Raw genomic sequence first — 18,310 nt, forward strand, 5'->3', positions numbered from 1 at the left:
GCCTATTGGAAATTAGATGTTTTATTTCTTCCGGAAATGACTTGGCGCTACGCCAAATTCTTTGGAAAATTCTTGCGTAAAATGACTGGGATTGCCATAGCCTACAGCATATCCAATTTCGGATATATGCAATTCTGGATTTTGAAGTAGTTTCTTTGCATGCTGCATTCGGATGGTACGGATGATTTGTGACGTTGACTTGGCAGTCAAGGCCTTGAGTTTCCGAGGCATTTGGGTTCTGCTTATCCCCATTTCCCTACAAAGCTTGGTAATACCAAATTCATCATCATCTATATTGGTCTCTACGATCAACCTGAGTTTTTTTAGGAAAACATCTTCCTGCGTTTCAGTTTCTGAATTGGGAGATTCTATGGGGTCAAGTTTATCATACCTTTTGTTTAAGTGTTGTCTAAGCTCAATCAATTTTCGTAAACGAAGATACAGTTCTTTCTTATCAAAGGGTTTGGCTAAGTAAGCGTCGGCACCGCGTTCCAAACCTTCCAGTCTGGAAGCAAATCCTGCTTTGGCTGTCAACAAAATTATGGGAATATGACTTGTTCGTTCATCATTTTTAAGAATTTCCACCACTTCGTATCCATTTTTTTCTGGCATCACCACATCACTGATGATGATATCAGGAATCAGCTCAATGGCCATTTTTATACCTTCGATACCATTTCTTGCCATTTGAATTCCATATTGACTTTGTAGGCAACTTACCAAGTACTTCAAAACATCTTCATTATCATCTATTAGCAACGCAAGTGGAAGTTCTCCCGCAGAAGTCGAAAATGGCAAGATTGAAGACACTCCATTATTTTCTTCAATTAAGTGGGTTTGGGGAGTCCATTCTTTAGGAATTCCCATAGGAGCCTCATGGCGGACAGGAAGCGTTACTAAGAATTCCGTTCCTTTTCCTTCCTGGCTATTCACCGAAATACATCCTCCTAAAAGAGTTACCAGTTCTTTGGTCAGTGACAAACCAATTCCAGTTCCTTCGTTTTGCCCCCTAGAAGAATTATCTACTTGATAGAAACGGTCAAAAATATAGGGCAAAGTAGCGTTAGAAATCCCCTTCCCATTATCTCTAATTTTCAGATTTAAAAACTTTTCGCCTGATTGAGAATCTGCAAGATCAATATGAATATAAACATCCCCACCTATCGGCGTAAACTTGATGGCATTACCTACCAAATTTGAAAAAATTGATGCAGTTTTTTCAGGGTCAAAATCCATAATCAATTCATCACTATTGGTCAGCAGATGCAGGCGAATGTCTTTGGATTCGGCAAAAGAATGGAATGAATCCGCGAGGTAAGTTATATAGCTGATGATATTATTCTGAACCATTTTGACCGGCATAGCTCCTGAATCCAGTTTTGCCAAATCCAGCATTTGATTTATTAAACCCTGCATCAGAAGGCTATTTCGCTTGATCATTGGGAGACCCTCTTTCAGCCACTGCTGAGGGTTCTCAAGAACCTGATCTGCTATGCCGGAAATTACAGTCAATGGAGTTCGAAACTCGTGGGTCAGATTGGTATAAAAACGTGATTTCACCAAGTTCAATTCCTGGAGCCGATTTACTTCGGCTTGTTCCAGCTTTCTGTCAAGTAAAAAATCATAGATTGTGTACAAAATTGCTACAAAAAGTAATGTAAAAAGAATCAAAGCCCACCAGTGGAAATACCATGGCTGCAAAATTTGAATTGAAATCGCTTTCTCCCCCAAAACACCAAAGCGATTAGCTGATTTCACTCGTAGGACATAGTCGCCTGGAGGCAAATTGTAGTATATGATCATATTATTAGAATTGACTTTCCCCCACTTCCAATCATAGTCTTCAAGTTTGTAAAGGATATTCTTTTCATTTTGTGCAGTCACGAAATCAATATCACCAACTTCAAATGCAAAGGAATTTTGGTGGTAGGGAAGTGTAATTTTTTCGGTTTGAGAAAGAGGTAGCGGTAGAAATTTGTTATTTCTTGGAATGACCTCTCGATTGCCCAGGAAGAATTTTCTCCAATATATTCGGGGTGCGTCTAAATAATCCTTTTGTAAATCCAGAGTAGAAAAATGATAAAAGCCATTGGGATCTCCTGCAAATATTTCACGGCGACTAGATATATAAGTCTGTAAGGAATTATAACTATTCTCCTTAGTCTTCTTCCAGCTATTGCCAAACAATACCGCATTACCAGTATCTGTATTCAATTGAATAAATCCAATATCTGTATTCAACCATATTAATCCATTTTGATCTTCCACTATTCCTTTGACAAAAATGCCATCCGTAATCAACCCCGTAGAATCAGAATAAAGAGAAAAACTTTTTCCCTGGTCATCTGAAAAAAAGAGACCAGAACGATACGCACTTACCCAAAGTCGTTTTCTGCTATCCTCAAAAATATTATTGACCGCTGCACTATTTTGAATCAACTTACTCTGGAAAATCCCAATTGATTGGTCGTAAAAGCTAAGCCCCTTATCCGTTCCGATCCACATATTTCCATTTGTATCTTTATGAATTGCTGTGATTACATTGGAAACCAAACTGTTAGAATCAATAGCCACATGGATGAAATGGGTAAACTGCCCAGTCTGGGTGTTAAGCACATCCAGTCCCTCAGCAGTTCCGATCCAGACTTTGCCAAGTAAATCCGGATATACTTTGACCACTGCATTAGAAGAGAGGCTGTTTGAATTTCTCTCATCAGGTAAATAATGGACAACGCTTCTCGACAATCTATCAAAATGATACAGCCCTCTCAAAGTGGCTACCCATAAATAATCTGGACTGTCAAAGCTCAAATCGGTAATATAATTTTCTCCAATCCTATTTTGGACAAAGGCAAAAAAACTCTCGTTTTTCCCATTTAATTGATATCCTACTAAGCCGCGCTCTGTCCCAATCCAAACACCTTCCTCCAAGTCTTCTTCGAAAGTAATTGGTCTTCTGTTTAGGGTGATGTAGTCCAATTGATTGGGAAAAGTAGCCAGTTGATAGAGCACTTGGTTTTCTGTTTTTGGCTCCCAGCCTGCTAGCCATAGTAGGTTGTCCTCAGTCTTCAACATGGTCCAAAAATCATTTTTGTCTAGATTATAGGCTGGATTGGTTGATTTACCAAAAAATTCTACACGCTGATTTTCTGGATTATAGCGATTGATTCCTCCCGCATACGTGCCTATCCAAAGAAATCCCTCCACATCCTCATTAATAAATGTGATATGATCTACGGCAAACTCAGCTTGAAGATTGACCGGAGGACGGCTTAGTCGCTCTGGATTTGCCGGATCATACTCAAACCTGCGAAAAGAACCAGTAGCTCTATCCATCAAATGCAATCCATCTCCAGCACTTCCTACCCAAAAATTCCCATGAGAATCTTCGAAAATTGCCCTAATTCGATTGTCTATCAATGAAGTTGGATCTTTTGGATTATGCACAAAGTGATTGATTTCCCCGCTTTTTATATTAATCTGTATTAAGCCATCATTCGGTGATTTTGGATTATCGCCAAAGAAATTCCCACAGCCTACCCAAATAATACCTTCTTGATCTTCATAAATGGTTCTTATGGCGGCTTTGCTAAGTAATTGACCAGCTGCTGACTGATCGACTATGGATACAAAGGTCCCAGTCGCCCGATTAAGCGTGTCCAAACCCGAAATTGTCCCCACCCACAAAGTCCCTGATTTATCCTCTAATAGAGAAGTGATACTATTACTTGATAAACTAGAAGGATCCGCAGGGTCATGATGGAAATGGGTGAATGTTTCTGTTGCAAGATCAAAACGGTCTAACCCCTCCTCAAAACTACCTATCCAAATGACGCCATCATTGCCGGAAATAACCGTCTCCAATCGATTGGTGAAAAGGGAATTGGAATCGTTGGGGTTGGATTTAAAATTTACCTTATTGGTACCATCGTATCGGATCAGTCCATTGTAGTTGTCAGCAAGCCAAATAAACCCCATTTCATCTTGGCACATCCCTACTATATTGGTCATAAAATGATCCAAAGGAAAGGGAATTTTAGTAATAGTTACCTCCTGACTATTGCCAAAAAATGGTAAAATAACTAACCCTAAAAAAAAGAGCAAAAACTTTGAACGCTTCATATAATGAAAAAAAATCTAACAGTAATTTAACGTGATTTCAAGGTAACTCAATACCATTGAATACATTTTTAAACACAACAACTACTTCTTATCAGTCATAAAACTTTAATGAATCATTCACGCATATAAAAAAAACTATTGCCGGATAGACGGCAATAGCTTTCAGTTATTATTGAATCTATCTATGTTTATGAGAAACTAAGATATAAATGATCCCTAGGAGCAACCTTAGCTATTGTTCCATTTACTTTAGCTTTGGTTCCTTTACATGCAATGGGGCTATTTAATTTGTTCCCATCCCTAAGAAACCTTTTATGAAGTGGAACTTCACAATCAGAGATGCAAGTGTATTACCTGGTTTAATAGCTGGTTCGGAAAACAGGGTCATTTTCTGTGTCATTCTGCGGGAACAAATCAGAGACTTTCAAATAAAAATGACTAGAACATAGTTATGCCAAGAATTCCTTTGCTATTTCTCCACAGCCAAAAGAACAGGCTCCCTTTTCCAGAGATATATTTCCCTCTTTTTAAAATTGAAAGCGACCCGAAACTGACTTAAAAATTCATACCCCAAAATACCATCTGCTTCAGGGCCACCGGCGTAGATATTATAATGGGTCAAACTAGAAAACGCGGTATTCATATCCGCCAGAAACAACGATTCCATTCGCAGTCCTTTTAGTATTCCAACTGTTGTCACATTGACAACTTGACCAAGCCCTCCAACACTTCTTTGTCGCATTTGCTCTAGCTGGCTTCCCAGTTCGGACAGAAGTTTGTCCGCAAAAAGATTGATTTCGGCACCCGTGTCTATGGTCAGTTTTAGTTCCTTCTCACCTGCATAGACAGTCACGAGTGGAGTTCCACCTTTATATTTAAAAGGCAAAATTTCATTAGGCAAACCACCTATCAGTATTCCTGTGCTCTCGCCGTTTTTTTCGTAGGACTGCAGTTCTATCTCCAATCTATCAAAGTCAATTAATAGCAGGTATTGGCGAAAGACCGTCGTTCCTATCAAACCATGGATTGGAAAACCTTTCGAATCTTCAAGAGCTTGCATCGGGATTACTTCTGCATACACATTGTTCCATTGGTTTTCATCGATCTGCAGGGTAACATGGCTTACAGCCAATTGTCCAATTTCTCCATTTATTCCATAGAAAACCTTAGACCCAGGTTTACCCTTAAAATACTTTGAATTTAGAAGCAGGTCGGAAACCCCCGTATCAAGAATGAAATTTCCCGTTTCACCGCCTACAGTAGCTTTTAACAGAATCATTTTACCGGCAATTTCAAAAGGAATTTTGGAATTTGAAGCAATAGAGGTTTTGATTCCGATCAAGAGCAAGAAAAAGCATAATCTAAAAATTGTCATAATGTAAAGCATTTAAGAATTGAAAAAATCCGTCCTCCTGAAGTCATGATAAATATGTAGGAACTAGTACTAACTGGAATTAGCTATTGTCTTGGATGTTTTAGTGATAATGAATATTCGATTCTTTAGCTATTGTTTCATGTGTTTATAATTGTTTTTTAAAGGCCACATGGACTCTCGCATGATTAATAATCATCCTACTGTGTGACGCATGAGTCATGCTCGATTTCATGACTTTATCAACTCTGGCTATGGTTAGTCAACTTACACAAGGATATACCGAAGGCCTATGCATAGAATTTATTCTCTCATGCAATAGCAAGAGAGTCCCTCATCAAATCTTACCAAACCTTCCAATTTTGATCTGGAATTTTAAACAACACTTGGAATAATTCAAGTCTAAACCTTAGATGGGTATTTGAGATAAAACTCTGAAAAATGCTACCTTCAAATTAAAAAGAAAGGATAGCTTCACAGAGTGGGGAATTGAAATAAGTTAGCTATCAGCCCACCAATGAAACCAATAAACTTATGATCTACTCAAGCAAAGCGAGCTCCTCTTCAAAAGACAAAGCCTCCATATCAATCAAAGAATCCCAAATTGAATCTGGATAACTCCTGATTCAGCGGAACTCCTACCCAATCCGGCCGAATTATTTTTAGGTTCAATTTCGGCTTGTATACTAAAAAATGTGGAACGCTTCTCATCTTTGATGAATTTTGAATACACACGCGCAGAAGTAATAGTCACGGCAACCCGTCTCGAAAAACCGCCAAGGATGGATGGAATAAATTATGAGTTGCTGATTTACACTCTGAATGTTCAGTTGCTTCAAAAGAATATCGAAAATTTTGGGACGATCGTAAATACTGTGAAGTCCGCCTGCTCGATCCAAGGTGAAGTCAAAAAAATAGCGGTGTAAACTCTGCATAATACAGACCAATGACTGCCTTGTATTATCAATACCCAGGTTTACAAGAATTTAAAAAATTAACCACCTTCCTATTAAAAAATATTTTAATTTAATTAATTGCTACTTCTTAAAGAAGTATTTAATAAGTCTAAAATGAAACCGCTTTGACCTTAAAATCCACCTCTCTCTACTTTCTATCCCTACTGATTTTTATACTGAGTTGTACCCCCGCAAGTAATCATTCCGAAGAACCCCATGTAACTATATCCACTGCTGAACCAGTGATTATGGCCTATTACGTGGCGGAGCGTGATTATCAGCCTGAAAAAATCCCCGTAGAAAAGCTGACTCATATCATCTACTCCTTCACTAATGTGATCGATGGGGAAATGAAATTCAGAAATGAGGAAACTGCTGGCTCCAAGCTGAAGTCCCTGGTTAAGCAAAAAGAGCGTAATCCCGATCTGAAAGTCATGATCGCCTGCGGTGGTTGGGGTGCAAATGGATTTTCAGATATGGCACTAACTGAAGAAAGCCGGACAAAATTCATCCAAAGTGCATCTGATTTCATCTCAAAATACGAACTTGATGGCATGGATATGGACTGGGAATATCCAGGGATTTCAGGTGCCGGCACCATGGCTCGCGAAGAGGACACAAAGAATTTCACTGCCCTGATGAAAGGTTTACGAGAGATGCTGGATAGCTTTGACTCTCCAAAAATCTTGACCTTCGCCTCTGCTGGCTGGAAGCGCTACTACGATCACATCGAACTAAATGAGGTGATGAAATATGCCGATTATACCAATGTGATGACCTATGACCAAGTGTCCGGGGTATCCATCTATACAGGACATCATACGCCATTAGGGGATGTGAAGAGTAGCGATATCAAAGGCACTCCCTTTCAGGCACATCTGGATAGTTTGTATCAGAGCGGTGACAATCTTGATCCAGATCCGCGATCGGCTGAAAAAATTGTGGACTTCCTGATCCAAGAGGGTGTGAATCCTAAGCAGATCGTAATCGGAAGCGCATTCTATGGTAGAGTTTGGAAAGGCGTACCACCGGCAAATAATGGGCTGTACCAATTGAGCAGTGGTCTTCATATTGGCTGGATGGCCTATCACCAGATTCGGGAAAAATATGAGCCTGACAGTAGTTTAAGACGCTTTTGGGATGAGAAAGCCCAAGCACCTTTTCTGTATCATGCCTCAGACAGCTTGTTTGTATCCTACGACGATACGGTTTCGGTGGCACTAAAAACCAGATACACCATGGAAAAAGGGTTAGGCGGTATTATGTTCTGGGAATTAGGAAATGATACCAAGGAGAAAGGCAGTTTGCTAGACGCAATTTACAAGGAGGTAAACAACTAAGGTCATAGCCCTTGTTGACCTCATGTGATAGCAAAGCCTATGAATTATAGTTCCAAATACAGAGCCGGACTATAGCTGATTTAATAGCCTTTAAAGTTTCATATTTCGTGGATATTAAAATCTTAAACAATCCTGCCACTAAGGAATAAATTATAGCGATGACAAGACTTGCGAAGAGATTTTGACTGAAATATCTTCTGTTGAGTTAAAACTAAGTTCATCTGGCTTGTTTAGTATCATGCTTCCTTAAAGCTAAAAATTCAATTAGCATAATTTCTCCTCTGATTTGATCTTGAAACCCCGAGATCTCACCCTGTTTTTAGAAAAAGAGTATTTTTCATGTGTTTATAATTGAATTTTAATGGTTCAGATAGCCTGTCTCACATAGCGGATAATTATCTTCTTGTATGTCACTTGTGATATGCTCGATTTCATCTTTCATTTTGCCGTCGCCCACAATACAATTGACAGAGGTTTAATATTTTTAAATATAAAATTATGTATTTTAAATAAAATTTTATGTGTTTTGAATAGTTTTAGCTTAATAACTCCTAGATTTGGTTCATGAACAATTACGATGCTATTCAGGCTCTGAGTCACCTAGGGGTAGTTTCCGATTATTTTCTTCAGGTCACCCTTGACAACACTGGACGAGTCATCACCTCTGACTCTGGCATAGGACCCATTCCGACTTTTTTTGATAATAAAGAGAAGCCAATCTATTTTGCAGACTGCTTTGTCGCATCCAATTGGAGTAAATATGAAAACCAGCGTATAAAAGCCTGGAGAAATTCTCATCAATCCTTCACTGTTAACCTTCAAAAGATAGTGCACCCTGAAGGCGACGTGGAGGACACAAAATGGGAATTCTTTTTCATTTCGGAGGATTTTGGCACCTGCTTGGGAATAGGCCATCCTATCAGCCAAAAAATGCCTTATAATTTAGGATTAGGAGATTTGTTTGACAGCTCTACCAATGAAGGGAAAGAAATTATCGACAGTATTCTTGAGGATAAATTAATCGGTTTTTGGGAATTTGATCTAACCAATAGAGGTGATAAAATTAGTCAAGGATTAGGGCAAATGCTGGGCTACACACAGGATGAATTAGCCGGTACAACTCCAATTTCTTGGCAGAAACATATTCATCCAGAAGATTTTCCGAATTTATTAAGTGACTTGGGCAGTCATTTTAAAACAACCGGGAATATCCCTTTTAAAAAGGAATTTAGAATAAATCAAAAAACCAATCAAACCATTTGGGCTTTGGGATTTGGTAAAACTATCGAATGGTCTAATTCTGGTCATCCTACCAAAATCTTAGGATGTATTTTGGATATCTCCGATAGAAAAAAACAAGAAATTTGGCTAAAAGAACATCATTACTTTCTAAAAGAACTCTCCTTTGAGCAGTCCCATACACTTAGGGCAAGAGTGGCTAATATCCTGGGGATTTTAGAGATCCTTGATAGTGAACCTCAAAATAACGAGTCCAAACGACTAGTGCAGCTGATCAAAAAGGAAACCAAGCAACTGGATCAATCCTTGAAGAAAAGCATCAAGGAATCCGTGCAAAAAAACAAATCTATCGAAGATGATATGTCTAGTGCCCCTAATACGGAAAGTTTATAAAACTTAAAACTTCTGGATCTCAAAGATTCCTGATCTTCCATTTAGCTTTCAAATAGCCCCAAATTACTTTGGGGCTCATGCTTTTTTTCCTCTTGAAGCTTCCATCATGTCCCACATCTCCTCCGGTATCTGGTCCAGGTTATTAAACTCCCCAGCACCTTTGAGCCACTCCCCCCCATCAATAGTCATCACTTCTCCATTGACATAGGAGGAATAATCCGAGACAAGGTAAGCAGCCAGATTAGCTAGCTCCTGATGCTCTCCTACTCTGCCCACAGGTACTTTTTTAGCTGGATCAAATTTCTTCCTTAGATCGCCCGGCAACAATCGGCTCCAGGCTCCTTCGGTAGGAAACGGCCCCGGTGCAATTGCATTGGATCGAATTCCATATTTTGCCCATTCCACAGCCAATGAACGCGTCATAGCCAAAACCCCTGCTTTTGCTGCAGCAGAAGGAACCACATACCCTGATCCTGTCCAGGCATAAGTAGTCACAATATTGAGAAAAGTACCAGGTTGCTTTTTTGCAATCCAATCTTTTCCGGCTGTGAGAGTCACCTGTGAGGTGCCTTTCAGCACAATATCCAAAACAGTATTAAATGCATTGGTAGAAAGTCGCTCTGTAGGGCTAATAAAATTCCCTGCAGCATTATTTAATACCACATGAATTTGTCCCAACTGATCTGTAGCATCTTTCCACATGGCTTCCACCTGATCAATCTCACGTACATCACAGGCCAGCGGAATTACCTTCCCACCTTTAGCAGTCATCATTGCTTTCGCTGTTTCCTCCAATACATCGAGCTTGCGAGAGGTGATCACCAAATTGGCTCCCAATTCCAAAAAATAGGTTCCCATTGATCGTCCAAGCCCTGTGCCTCCGCCGGTTACTAGAATGTTTTTCCCTTTCAATGCTCCAGGTTTAAGCATGCCTTCTGCTAAAATCATAAACTTGTGGTTTATCGTCTATTCCGAAGATAGTTATTTCGGCTTGGTAATTGAAGGACGAATACCAAACCAACACTAAAATTTTCAATCGCTACTTCATGAGAAAATTAATTTTCATACTCATCATGCTATTACCAATTTTGATGAGTTGTGTGGAAGATGAAGACAAAGTAATTCATACAGACTCGCCGACAGAAGCGGTTTCGTTGTTCAGTATTTCAAAAGATTGGGGTGAAAGCCTGTATTTTGCAATGATCTCCTGGGAAGAATATCACCTAATAGACACAGTTGGTTTACCAAGTTGTCCAGAAATCATCCTTGACCAAGATTCCAAGCAGGTCACTTTACATTTCCGGGGAGCATCTGCCTGCGTCCAGTCAGGTGCGTATGCTAGAAGGGGGAAATTGATTATAAAATTTGACACTATAGTCCAGAGTCCAACTAAGAAATGGACGATGGAATACGAAGACTATAGTTTCGAATCTAATGCAATAACAGGAATCAGGACTTTCGCCAGTAATAGTCCCAACCAAGTTTCTGAAGATTTTACTAAAATAATAGAGAAAACAGAAAATGAATTACGCACCAAATTCTCCGGGAAATTCATTCATACCAAAGCCTACATCAATAATACTTTGACTAGCTTCACTTCCTTAGGAAGGATCAAAGGCGTAAATGCGGTAGGAAGAGATTTTGAAATTACGATTGACAGTCCTGTCAAGCATATTATTTCTTGCTATCAGCAAAACGAAATTCTCCCAAACACGGGGAAGGAAAACTGGTTTGTATCACGCGGTGGAAATTCTGAAGTTAACTATACGACGACTTATGAACCGCTGCTAGCGGATTGTAAAGTGGCCGTCAACTCGATTTTACCTGATGGGAGAAAATTATTATTAAACCCTAGTGACTAGGCACAAAAAAGCCCCGATTCTCACCAGGGCTACATTTTGCTTTTTCAGTCTATTAATATCTGTAATAGTCAGGCTTAAATGGGCCTTCTACAGTTACTCCAATGTATTCAGCTTGATCCTGAGAGAGAACTTCTAGGTCAACACTCAATTTCGCAAGGTGCAAAGCTGCTACTTTTTCGTCCAAATGCTTAGGCAACACATATACACCTGGCTTGTATTCGTCAGTATTTTTCCAAAGTTCTAGTTGTGCCAATACTTGGTTTGTGAAAGAATTGGACATCACGAAAGATGGATGACCAGTCGCACAGCCAAGGTTTACCAAACGTCCTTCAGCTAGGACGATGATCTCATTTCCATCTACATTATATAGATCGACCTGAGGTTTGATCTCAATTTTAGTATTACCATAAGTTCCGTTAATCCAAGCCATATCAATTTCATTATCGAAGTGACCGATGTTGCAAACGATAGTTTTATCTCTCATTGATCTGAAATGCACCTCAGTGATGATATTTTTATTACCCGTCGCGGTCACTACGATATCAGCTTCCTTCACAGCATCCACCATTTTCTTCACCGCAAAGCCATCCATTGCCGCTTGCAGCGCACAGATTGGATCGATTTCAGTGACAATTACCCTTGCACCTGCACCTCTGAGAGAAGCAGCTGAACCTTTTCCTACGTCACCATATCCACCTACTACGGCTACTTTGCCAGCCATCATCACGTCAGTGGCTCTTCTGATTGCATCTACTAATGACTCTTTGCAACCGTATTTGTTGTCAAACTTGGACTTGGTCACCGAGTCATTCACGTTGATGGCAGGCATAGGAAGTGTACCATTCTTCATCCTTTCATACAATCTATGGACACCCGTGGTAGTCTCTTCCGAAAGTCCTTTGATACCGGCAACTAGCTCTGGGTACTGATCCAAAACCATGTTAGTCAAGTCACCGCCATCATCCAATATCATATTTAATGGCTGACGATCTTCTCCGAAAAACAAAGTCTGCTCGATGCACCAATCAAAATCCTTCTCGTTCAATCCTTTCCAAGCGTAAACAGAAACCCCAGTAGCAGCAATAGCTGCGGCAGCATGATCCTGAGTAGAAAAAATATTACAAGATGACCAAGTAACTTCTGCTCCAAGAGCAACTAAAGTCTCAATCAAAACTGCCGTCTGAATAGTCATGTGAAGACATCCTGCGATTCGCGCACCCTTCAAAGGCTGTGAAGCACCGTACTCCTCTCTTAGAGCCATCAAACCCGGCATTTCAGCTTCTGCCAATTTGATTTCTTTTCTACCCCAGTCTGCCAAGGAAATGTCTTTTACCTTGTATTGAACGAACTTCTCAGATTTAATTTCTGACATAATATTTATAGTTAACGTAATAATTTCACTAAAAACTTGCGCAAAGGTACCCTATAAAACCTGGAATCTAAAATTGCCCCCACCTAGATAAAGGAAATCTCTTTAAGTCCAAAAATGGAAATTTCTCCATTCTCTGATTCCACTTCCAATTTTCCATCTGCAGTTATTCCAACTATTTTTCCTGAGAATTGTTCTCCATTTGATAAATAATTTGCCCAACTTTCCATTCTATATAAGTGCATCAAGTATTCCCCCTTGATTTCTTTCCATTTGCCTTTTTTCAATTGAATGTACCCCTGCTCTAGTTGGGTGATTAAAAGGCGAAACATTTCTTCCAAATTGAATTGACTGCCGGCAATTGAACGAATGGAGGCAGCATTTGGAGAATCAAATCCACGTTGATTAATATTCAGTCCTATCCCCACAATAGCATACTCCCATTCCTTGCCAGAAAACGTATTTTCGATCAAAATACCTCCGATTTTGCCAAATTCGGGAACTATCAAATCGTTGGGCCACTTCACTTCCAAATGAGGGACATATTCTTGGAGCAATCGTCTTATGCTATTCGAAACGGCCATATTCAAATAAAACTGCTCGGAAATATCCATAAAATCAGGCTTCAACACCAGCGAAAACGTGAGGTTTTGACCAGCATCAGACTGCCATACATTACCACGCTGCCCCTTTCCGTGGGTCTGATGCTGGCAAATAATGATGCTTCCTTCCGCTGCCTGATTGTGTCTGACCAAATTCAGGGCAATGTCATTCGTGGAATGACACTCTGGCAGGAAATGCACATCTTTCCCTAAAAAAATCGTATTGGCAAGAATTTTATACATAAATTTTGAATTCGTCTAAAAAGGATATTTATATCCGCGACATTGCAAAATTAAATGAATAATATGACAGCAGAAGAGCTGAGCAAAGTAATCATCAAAGGAATGGAGGAAAAAAAAGCTTCAGACATTGTATTGATGGATCTAAGAAACATAAAAAACACTGTGACAGATTTTTTTGTTATTTGCTCAGGCAATTCTGATTCACAGCTAGACGCTATCGCAGATTCTATTGAAGAGGAAGTGATAAAAATCGGCCAGGAAAATCCATGGAAAAGTGAAGGTAAAAGTAGCCACCAATGGATATTAGTAGATTATGTGAACGTTGTGGCACATATTTTCCTTAAAGATAAGAGAGCGTTTTATGGATTAGAAGACCTTTGGGGAGATGCTAAAGTCACCCGAATAGGGTAAATACCAAGAACTTTCAGCTTGACTCTCCGTTTACCTTAAGTTTATGAAATTACCGTTATAAGAAATGAGCGACACTAAGAATAAAAACAAAAAATTCACCCCAAAGGCACCTCAAAAGCCCAATTTCCAGCTTTGGCTGATTATAGCTGCAGTAGCAGTCCTGCTTGGACTTACCTGGATTCAAAACAGAAACGCCGTAGTTGATATTACTCAGAAGAGATTTGAGGACATGTATTTGGCTGGAGATCTGTCTAAAGTGACCATGGTCAAAAACATGGAGCGTGTGGACATTACCCTGAAATCTACAGCATTATCCACAGACAAATACAAAACAGAATTGGAGGCCAATTCTACTTTTTTCGACCCTCAAGGACCACACTATTCATTTCAGGTAGCGTCTATAGAAAAATTCGCGAATGATTTTGACGCCCTAAAAGAACAAGTACCGCAAGCTGATCGGATAGAATTATCTGTGGCAACAGAAGAAAACTGGAGTAGCTACTTTGGGAGTTTTGGTTTCTTGATTTTGTTGTTTGTGCTTTTCTGGTTTATGATGCGCCGAATGTCAGGACCTTCAGGACCAGGTGGACAAATATTCAATGTGGGTAAATCAAAAGCTCAGCTCTTTGATGCTGAAAACAAAGTCAAAATCACTTTTGACAATGTGGCAGGACTCGACGAAGCAAAGGAGGAAGTTCAGGAAATTGTAGAATTCCTTCAAAACCCCGGCAAATTCACCAAGCTAGGTGGTAAAATACCTAAGGGTGCCTTGCTAGTAGGCCCTCCAGGTACTGGTAAAACTTTGCTTGCAAAGGCTGTAGCAGGTGAGGCTGGCGTCCCATTCTTTACCCTATCAGGTTCTGATTTCGTAGAGATGTTTGTAGGTGTAGGTGCTGCCAGAGTTCGTGATCTTTTTAAGCAAGCCAAAGAGAAAGCACCTTGTATCATCTTTATCGATGAGATCGATGCGATCGGTAGATCCAGGGGCAAAGGCCAAATGCCGGGTTCTAATGACGAAAGAGAAAATACGCTCAATTCCTTACTGGTAGAAATGGATGGTTTTGGTACTGACACCGGAGTAATCGTAGTCGCTGCCACTAACAGGCCTGATGTATTGGATAGCGCTTTGCTAAGACCTGGAAGATTCGACAGACAGATTTCCATAGACAAACCAGATATCGTAGGAAGAGAAGCTATTTTCAAAGTACACCTAAAGCCAATCAAAACGGCTGATGACGTGGATCCTAAAAAATGCGCTGCCCAAACTCCAGGCTTTGCCGGTGCTGAAATCGCAAACGTATGTAATGAGGCGGCATTGATAGCAGCTAGAAGAAATAAAAATGCTGTAGATATGCAGGATTTCCAAGATGCTGTAGATCGAGTAATTGGTGGCTTGGAAAAGAAAAATAAGATCATTTCCCCTGAAGAGAAAAAAATCGTTGCCTTCCACGAAGCAGGTCACGCAGTAGCAGGTTGGTTCTTAGAGCACGCCGACCCATTGGTCAAAGTAAGTATCGTTCCTCGTGGTGTGGCTGCGCTAGGCTATGCTCAGTACCTTCCAAAAGAACAGTTCCTGTACCAAACGGAGCAGTTGATGGATGAAATGTGTATGACATTAGGAGGTCGTGCTGCTGAAGAAATTATCTTTAAGAAAATCTCAACAGGTGCATTGAGCGATTTGGAGCGTGTAACTAAACTGGCTTATTCCATCGTGTCCGTGTACGGCATGAATGATAAAATTGGGAATGTCTCCTTTTACGATTCCAAAGGGGATGGGTACAAAATGACCAAGCCTTATTCTGAAACTACCGCAGAAGTCATCGATGAGGAAGTTAGAAAACTGATTCAGTCAGCCTATGACAGAACGAAAGAACTACTTACACACCGAATCAAAGAATTGGAAATCTTAGCTAAAGAGCTTTTGGAAAAAGAAATTCTATTCCAAGCAGATTTGGAGCGATTGATAGGCAAAAGACCTTTCGATAAGGAAACTACTTATCAGGCATTTACAAATAAAAAAGATGCGCTGAAAGAACCGGATTTGATATCCAAGGAGGAAGAGAGTAAACCTGAATCTTCAGACCCTCTTGCAGATCCAATACCGGAGCCAAATTCTGATAATCGAATCATATAATATAAGCCCCGAAATTATCGGGGCTTTTTTGATTTTGTATCCGCACGTTTATCTTTAGTTATGCAATCAACTCCGTTGGATTTTCCGCTGAAAGGAAAAAGGATCTACTTCGCCTCTGACTTTCATCTGGGAGCACCAAATGAAGCAGAAAGTAAAGTCAGGGAAAAAAGAATCATTCGTTGGCTGGATTCCATCTCTGGTGATGCGGCAGCCATCTTTCTGGTAGGAGACATCTTCGATTTTTGGTTTGAGTATAGGCAAGTAATTCCTAAAGGTTTTATTCCATTTATATCAAAGATCCACCAACTTAGAGAACGTGGAATTCCTATTATTTTTTTCACAGGAAATCATGATCTCTGGATGAAGGATTATTTCACCTTAGAGCTGGGAATACCCGTTTACACACATCCTATAGAGCTAAAAGTGGAAGGGAAATCTATTTTGGTAGGCCATGGCGATGGACTTGGACCCGGTGACAATTCTTATAAGTTTCTCAAAAAAGTCTTCACCAATCCCGCAGCACAATGGCTATTTCGCTGGGTTCACCCAGATCTGGGGATGAAACTTGCCAAAGCCTGGTCAGGCCATAGCCGAATAACCAATAGCCATAAAGATGAAAATCACTTTCTGGGAGACGACGAGTGGCTTTGGCTTTATTGCAAGGAACTGGAAAAAAAGCAGCATCACGATTTGTATATTTTCGGGCATAGACACGTACCCCTAGAGTTGGAAGTAGGTTCAAATGCTACCTATTTCAATCTTGGCGAATGGGTCACTCAAAACACTTTCCTTAGATTTGACGGTTTGGAAGCTAAGCTCGTTACTTTCACAGGATGAGATCACTAGGACTACTCATCATTGTACTTCTTCCTCTATCTGCAGCTGCACAGAGTTTGGAAAAATTAGGCGTTCCTCTTGCTGAAATAACAATTGAAAATCTAGATCTGATTTCGTTCGACACCAAGGATCAATTATTTGCTAGTAATACTTCTGGTGACATTTATCTTTTCAGTGCTGACGGTAAGCAACTCAACTTATTTTCTCCTGCCCGCCAAGGAAGATTAACACAGTTGGAAGCCGCATGGACAGTGAATGTTTTTAGCTTTTCGGCAGATCTACAGCAGTATAGAATTCTCGATCGATTCCTGAAAACGTTGGCAGAAGACAGCTTCATATTTTCCGATGTCAATCTTGCCAAAGCAGCCACTTTGGGCAATAACAATGTGCTATGGGTATGGGACGAATCTGACTTAAGCCTCAAATCAATAGACTACCAAAGAAATCTGGTCATTCAATCCCAACCGCTGAATTTAATCCTTAACACTGATAAGTTGGAAGTTGCAGAAATCAGAGAATTCAAAAATCGCCTTTTTATGAATGTGCCTGAAACAGGCGTATTCATATTTGACAATCAGGGTAATCTGATGCGAAAAGTAGCTCAAGCAGGCATTACCAGAATGTGTTATTACAAGGAGCATCTGCTATGGCTAGAAGAAGGCTATCTAAAGGCGCTATCCTTATCCACCAACCAAGTAAGCTCTCTTGTTCCGTTGGCCGATGCAGAAGCGACTTATCTTCAAATCGGCCGAGAAAGATTTGCCATTGTATCCAAAGACAAAGTAAGCCTCTACGCCACCCCATCTTGGCTAACGTCCTGGAAGTAACTTTCCCTACTGTTTTTCGCTAGCCTGTCCAGTATTAAAGTCGCCAGGTCGATTTACGCAAAAAAAAGGCTATTTCATCACTGAAACAGCCTTTTCGGATTTTATAAATTCAAATGAATTAGTTTAGTTGACTTTCACCAACTCGATATCAAAGATCAGGTCTTTACCTGCCAACTGATGGTTAGCATCCAAGGTAATTTTTTCGGCATCGACACCTACTACAGTTACTGGCATAGGCTGTCCGTTTCCTCCCTGAAGAGTCAAAGGAAGTCCAACCTCAGGCTTGATATCAGCAGGAACTTGTGCGATAGGTACCTCTATCACCATATCATCTCTGCGCTCGCCGTAGGCTTCGGTGGCAGGGATAGTCACCGTCACCTTGTCGCCTAACTTCATACCGTCAACAGCCGTATCAAAGCCTTTAATCATATTTCCATCGCCTAAAGTAAATCCTAGCGGCTCGCGATTTGCTGAAGAGTCAAATACGCTTCCATCTTCTAATTTACCGGTATAATGAACTTGGACTTCATCTCCTTTTTTAGCTTGCATAGTCTTTTGTTTTAGTAAAGTACAAAGGTACAAAAATCTCTTAGGGTAGAAAAT

The 18,310-nt window shown here is 40.2% G+C and carries 14 protein-coding genes; 8 read left to right on the top strand and 6 right to left on the bottom strand.

Annotation, left to right across the window (positions count from 1 at the left end):
- Positions 1–21: 21 nt before the first annotated feature.
- Complete coding sequence (locus U3A58_RS05090) at positions 22–4,011, bottom strand: two-component regulator propeller domain-containing protein (RefSeq protein WP_323822314.1); 3,990 nt, start codon at positions 4,009–4,011, stop codon at positions 22–24.
- 580 nt (positions 4,012–4,591) lie between these two features.
- Positions 4,592–5,497: a pepsin/retropepsin-like aspartic protease family protein gene (locus U3A58_RS05095; protein ID WP_323822315.1), complete on the bottom strand. Its 906-nt coding sequence runs from the start codon at positions 5,495–5,497 to the stop codon at positions 4,592–4,594.
- 692 nt (positions 5,498–6,189) lie between these two features.
- Between U3A58_RS05095 and U3A58_RS05100 the strand changes: the two genes are divergently transcribed.
- The 3 genes from U3A58_RS05100 (at position 6,190) to U3A58_RS05110 (ending at position 9,422) form a co-directional block, all read left to right on the top strand.
- Positions 6,190–6,420 (top strand): hypothetical protein, encoded by a 231-nt coding sequence (locus U3A58_RS05100; RefSeq protein WP_323822316.1) that lies wholly within the window; start codon positions 6,190–6,192, stop codon positions 6,418–6,420.
- Between the two features lie 278 nt (positions 6,421–6,698).
- The gene (locus U3A58_RS05105; RefSeq protein ID WP_323822317.1) at positions 6,699–7,790 is read left to right on the top strand and encodes a glycoside hydrolase family 18 protein; all 1,092 of its coding nucleotides are present in this window, start codon (positions 6,699–6,701) and stop codon (positions 7,788–7,790) included.
- Between the two features lie 564 nt (positions 7,791–8,354).
- A complete protein-coding gene (locus tag U3A58_RS05110; RefSeq protein WP_323822318.1) occupies positions 8,355–9,422 on the top strand; it encodes a PAS domain-containing protein in 1,068 nt (355 codons plus the stop codon).
- Between the two features lie 75 nt (positions 9,423–9,497).
- On the opposite strand, the gene U3A58_RS05115 is transcribed toward U3A58_RS05110, so the two are convergent.
- Positions 9,498–10,370, bottom strand: a complete 873-nt coding sequence (locus U3A58_RS05115; protein ID WP_323822319.1) for an SDR family oxidoreductase — start codon at positions 10,368–10,370, stop codon at positions 9,498–9,500.
- Between the two features lie 98 nt (positions 10,371–10,468).
- On the opposite strand from U3A58_RS05115, the gene U3A58_RS05120 reads away from it, so the two are divergent.
- Entirely contained in the window at positions 10,469–11,284 is an 816-nt protein-coding gene (locus U3A58_RS05120) for a hypothetical protein (RefSeq protein WP_323822320.1), read from the top strand.
- Positions 11,285–11,336: 52 nt separating this feature from the next.
- Here U3A58_RS05120 and ahcY read toward each other — a convergent pair whose 3' ends face one another.
- A complete protein-coding gene (ahcY, locus tag U3A58_RS05125) occupies positions 11,337–12,656 on the bottom strand; it encodes an adenosylhomocysteinase (RefSeq protein WP_323822321.1) in 1,320 nt (439 codons plus the stop codon).
- Between the two features lie 83 nt (positions 12,657–12,739).
- A complete protein-coding gene (locus U3A58_RS05130; RefSeq protein ID WP_323822322.1) occupies positions 12,740–13,498 on the bottom strand; it encodes a biotin--[acetyl-CoA-carboxylase] ligase in 759 nt (252 codons plus the stop codon).
- A 63-nt stretch (positions 13,499–13,561) separates the two neighbouring features.
- Here U3A58_RS05130 and rsfS point away from each other — a divergent pair, with 63 nt between their 5' ends.
- From rsfS to U3A58_RS05150, 4 genes are all read left to right on the top strand, one after another.
- Complete coding sequence (gene rsfS / locus U3A58_RS05135) at positions 13,562–13,909, top strand: ribosome silencing factor (protein WP_323822357.1); 348 nt, start codon at positions 13,562–13,564, stop codon at positions 13,907–13,909.
- Positions 13,910–13,973: 64 nt separating this feature from the next.
- On the top strand, positions 13,974–16,043 hold the full coding sequence (ftsH, locus tag U3A58_RS05140; RefSeq protein ID WP_323822323.1) for an ATP-dependent zinc metalloprotease FtsH: 2,070 nt from the start codon (positions 13,974–13,976) through the stop codon (positions 16,041–16,043).
- A 60-nt stretch (positions 16,044–16,103) separates the two neighbouring features.
- On the top strand, positions 16,104–16,880 hold the full coding sequence (locus tag U3A58_RS05145) for a UDP-2,3-diacylglucosamine diphosphatase (RefSeq protein ID WP_323822324.1): 777 nt from the start codon (positions 16,104–16,106) through the stop codon (positions 16,878–16,880).
- On the top strand, positions 16,877–17,707 hold the full coding sequence (locus U3A58_RS05150) for a hypothetical protein (RefSeq protein WP_323822325.1): 831 nt from the start codon (positions 16,877–16,879) through the stop codon (positions 17,705–17,707). The genes U3A58_RS05145 and U3A58_RS05150 overlap by 4 nt, the downstream gene beginning before the upstream one ends.
- Before the next feature lie 123 nt (positions 17,708–17,830).
- Here U3A58_RS05150 and U3A58_RS05155 read toward each other — a convergent pair whose 3' ends face one another.
- Positions 17,831–18,256: an FKBP-type peptidyl-prolyl cis-trans isomerase gene (locus U3A58_RS05155; RefSeq protein ID WP_323822326.1), complete on the bottom strand. Its 426-nt coding sequence runs from the start codon at positions 18,254–18,256 to the stop codon at positions 17,831–17,833.
- Between the last annotated feature and the right edge of the window lie 54 nt (positions 18,257–18,310).

Origin of the sequence: Algoriphagus persicinus, from assembly GCF_035156415.1 — a bacterium.
GTDB lineage: Bacteria > Bacteroidota > Bacteroidia > Cytophagales > Cyclobacteriaceae > Algoriphagus > Algoriphagus persicinus.

Coding starts and splice junctions, on each gene's coding strand:
- U3A58_RS05090 (WP_323822314.1), bottom strand. CDS start 4,011: ATGACCAATATAGTAGGGATGTGCCAAGATGAAATGGGGTTTATTTGG.
- U3A58_RS05095 (WP_323822315.1), bottom strand. CDS start 5,497: ATGACAATTTTTAGATTATGCTTTTTCTTGCTCTTGATCGGAATCAAA.
- U3A58_RS05105 (WP_323822317.1), top strand. CDS start 6,699: ATGGCCTATTACGTGGCGGAGCGTGATTATCAGCCTGAAAAAATCCCC.
- U3A58_RS05110 (WP_323822318.1), top strand. CDS start 8,355: ATGAACAATTACGATGCTATTCAGGCTCTGAGTCACCTAGGGGTAGTT.
- U3A58_RS05115 (WP_323822319.1), bottom strand. CDS start 10,370: ATGATTTTAGCAGAAGGCATGCTTAAACCTGGAGCATTGAAAGGGAAA.
- U3A58_RS05120 (WP_323822320.1), top strand. CDS start 10,469: ATGAGAAAATTAATTTTCATACTCATCATGCTATTACCAATTTTGATG.
- ahcY (WP_323822321.1), bottom strand. CDS start 12,656: ATGTCAGAAATTAAATCTGAGAAGTTCGTTCAATACAAGGTAAAAGAC.
- U3A58_RS05130 (WP_323822322.1), bottom strand. CDS start 13,498: ATGTATAAAATTCTTGCCAATACGATTTTTTTAGGGAAAGATGTGCAT.
- rsfS (WP_323822357.1), top strand. CDS start 13,562: ATGACAGCAGAAGAGCTGAGCAAAGTAATCATCAAAGGAATGGAGGAA.
- ftsH (WP_323822323.1), top strand. CDS start 13,974: ATGAGCGACACTAAGAATAAAAACAAAAAATTCACCCCAAAGGCACCT.
- U3A58_RS05145 (WP_323822324.1), top strand. CDS start 16,104: ATGCAATCAACTCCGTTGGATTTTCCGCTGAAAGGAAAAAGGATCTAC.
- U3A58_RS05150 (WP_323822325.1), top strand. CDS start 16,877: ATGAGATCACTAGGACTACTCATCATTGTACTTCTTCCTCTATCTGCA.
- U3A58_RS05155 (WP_323822326.1), bottom strand. CDS start 18,256: ATGCAAGCTAAAAAAGGAGATGAAGTCCAAGTTCATTATACCGGTAAA.